At 66.7% G+C, this 2,924-nt stretch carries 1 protein-coding gene; it reads right to left on the bottom strand.

Annotation, left to right across the window (positions count from 1 at the left end; translation table 11 throughout):
* Positions 1-2,924 (bottom strand): non-ribosomal peptide synthetase (locus tag A9K66_RS19920; RefSeq protein ID WP_156751107.1); only part of this gene is annotated, 2,924 nt, incomplete at both ends.

Below are 2,924 nucleotides of genomic sequence, written 5' to 3' on the forward strand. Positions count from 1 at the left end.
ATTGCCGTCCGGCAGATAGCGCGCCAGATCGCCGGTGCGGTACAGACGGTCGCCAGCCACAAACGGGCTGGCAATGAAGCGCTCGGCCGTCAGCTCGGGCCGGTTGAGATAGCCGCGCGCCACGCCCGCCCCGCCGATATAGAGCTCGCCCACCGCCCCGAACGGAACCGGCGTGCCATGAGCATCCAGTAGATAGAGCCGCGTGTTCGCGATCGGGCGGCCGATCGGCACATTCCGGTGAGGCACCTCAATACTCGTGTCGGTAACAAAGGTGGTCGACCAAATTGTCGTTTCCGTCGGGCCATAGAGATTTGTGAGAGATCTTACCCTTCTGCCGAGAACCGCGGCCAGATTTGAAGGCAACGCTTCGCCGCCACACAACCCACTTAAATCGGGCGCACCTTCCCAGCCGGCGGCGAGGAGCATACGCCACGCTGCCGGGGTCGCCTGCATCACGGTTATCTTGTGATGGGACAGGTACTGCTGCAATCCAACAGCATCGCTCCCGTGAGCAAGCACGACGTTAGCTCCCACGGACAGTGGGAGGTAGAGTTCCAACCCTGCAATGTCGAAAGAGATCGTCGTGAACGCGAGGACTGAATCCTGCTCTGTGAGTGCCGATACATCCAAAAGAGCGCGTAGAAGATTGAGAACACTCGCATGCTCGACCATGACGCCTTTCGGCGTTCCGGTGGAGCCGGAGGTGTAGATGATGTAGGCGAGATGGCGCGCGGTGAGCCCCAGCGCATGCGGGTCGGGATCCTGGGCGGTCTGCCCGGCCCAGGCGGGTGCTGCGGCGTCGAGGTCGACCACGTCCACCTGGCCAAGAGCCTCCGCGCCCAGGGCGGCGCGTCCAGCGGCGTCGCAAAGCAAGAGCCGCGGCGCGGCATCATCAAGCACCTGGCCAAGCCGGGCGGTCGGATAGGCCGGGTCGAGCGGCACATAGGCGCCGCCCGCCTTCAGGATCGCAAGCACCCCCACCACCATCGCCGGGCTGCGCTCGACGCAGATCGCCACCGGCTGGTCCGGCTTCACCCCAAGCCCGATCAGATGATGCGCCAGCCGGTTGGCGCGGGCATTGAGCTCGCCATAGCTCAGCGCTTCGGCCTCATGCACCAGCGCCACCCTGTCGGGCCCCTGACGCACCTGCGCCTCGAACAGCTCGTGGATGCACTTGTGCGACGGATAGTCCGCTTCCGTCCGGTTCAGCTCCTCCAAAAGATGGGCGCGCTCGGCGGCCGGCAGGATGTCGAGCTCTCGCACCGGCTTGCCGGGCGCCTGCGCCAATGCCTGGGCCAGCTCTTCGAGCGCCCGCTCCATGTAGCCGCAGACCCGGTCCCCACAGATCGGCTCCACCACCTGTGCGGTGAGACCGAGCGCATCGCCAAAATCCTCCACCGACAGGCTCAGCGGATAATTGGTGCGCTCCTCCTCGCCCAGCCATTCGATGCCGGCCAAGACATCGTCCGTGCTGGCGGCCGGCGTGTTGTGGCGATAGTTCATGAGCGCACTGAACAGCGGCGCCGGTGCTGCAACGCCGCTGCAGCGCTGCGCCAGCGCCAGCGAGGCATGCTCATGCGCCAGCAGCTGCGAAAGCCGCCCGTGCGTGGCCCGCACGCTGGCCTCGACCCCGGTGCCGTCGAGGTCGAGCCGCACCGGCAAGGTGTTCATGAACAGGCCGAGCGCGCGGTCGGCGCCGGCCCCGGCCTGCATGCGGCCAAACAGCACCGTGCCGAACACAACCTGCTCGCGCCCGCTGCTCAGCGCCACCACCTGGCCCCAGGCCAGGTGACAGAGGCTCGCCAGGCTCACACCCAGCCGCCGCGCCTGCGCCCGCAGCCGATCATTGAGCGCGGCCGGCAGCATCCGATGCGCCTCACCGACCCCGCTGCCGTCGCCATGAACCTCGCTTAAACCGAACGGCAGGCTCGGCTCCTCGATGTCGCCCAGCATCTCCCGGAAGAACGCTTCATGCTCTTCGGACGAAGCTCCTAGACGCGCCTGCGCCACCAGATTGCGGAACGGCTGCGGCGCACCAAGCTCATGCGCGCGACCCTCCAGAACCGCCCGCACCTCGCCGCGCATCACTTCCGAGGCGGTATGATCCCCAATCAGATGATGTTGCAGCTCCAAAAGCAGCCAGCGCCCGCCACCCGGCTCGCGCGCGATCACAAACCGCAACAAGGGCGCCCGGCCAAGCTCGAGGCGGTATTGGCGCGGATCGTACCGGCGCTTCAGTTGCTCATGACCGGGATCGCCATTCTCGTCCAGCTCGACCTCGGCAACCTCCAGTCGCGCACGACGCCACACCACCTGGGCCGGGCTCGACAGTCCATCCCAGACAAAGGCCGTGCGCAGCACGTCGTGACGGTCCACCACTTGCTGGACCGCATCAAGATAGCGCTCCAACAGGGCGCGGTCGGCAAAGGCCATCTGCGAGACCAGCAGATATGGATCGCCCTTCCCGGCCAACAGGTGATGGAACAGGATGCCGTCCTGCAGCGGCGACAGGCCATAGATATCCTGGATGTTGCCAACCCCGCCCGGCACAGTCGCCACCGCCTGGTCGATCTCTTCCTGGCTCAGCTCGATCAGCGGCAGCATCGGTGGCGTGATCGCGAGAGTGTGCTCGTCGATCAGGTTGGCCGGCACGGCCACCTCGCTATGGCTGCCAAGGCTGGCGGCCAGATCGCAAAGCACCGGCCGGGCCAACAGGGTGCGCACCTCGACCCCGAGCGACTGCCGCCGCAGCCGCTCCATCAGCTGCACCGCCAGCAGCGAATGGCCGCCGAGCTCAAAGAAGTGGTCGTGGCGGCCGACCCGATCGAGCCCCAGAAGCTCGGCCCAGATCGCGGCCAGCGCCGTCTCGACCTCGCCCTGCGGCGCTGCATAGGCATTGCGCGCATAGGCATCGTCCTGCGGCG

The organism is Mesorhizobium sp. AA23 (genome assembly GCF_001672435.1).
Classification (GTDB): Bacteria; Pseudomonadota; Alphaproteobacteria; order Rhizobiales; family Rhizobiaceae; genus Mesorhizobium.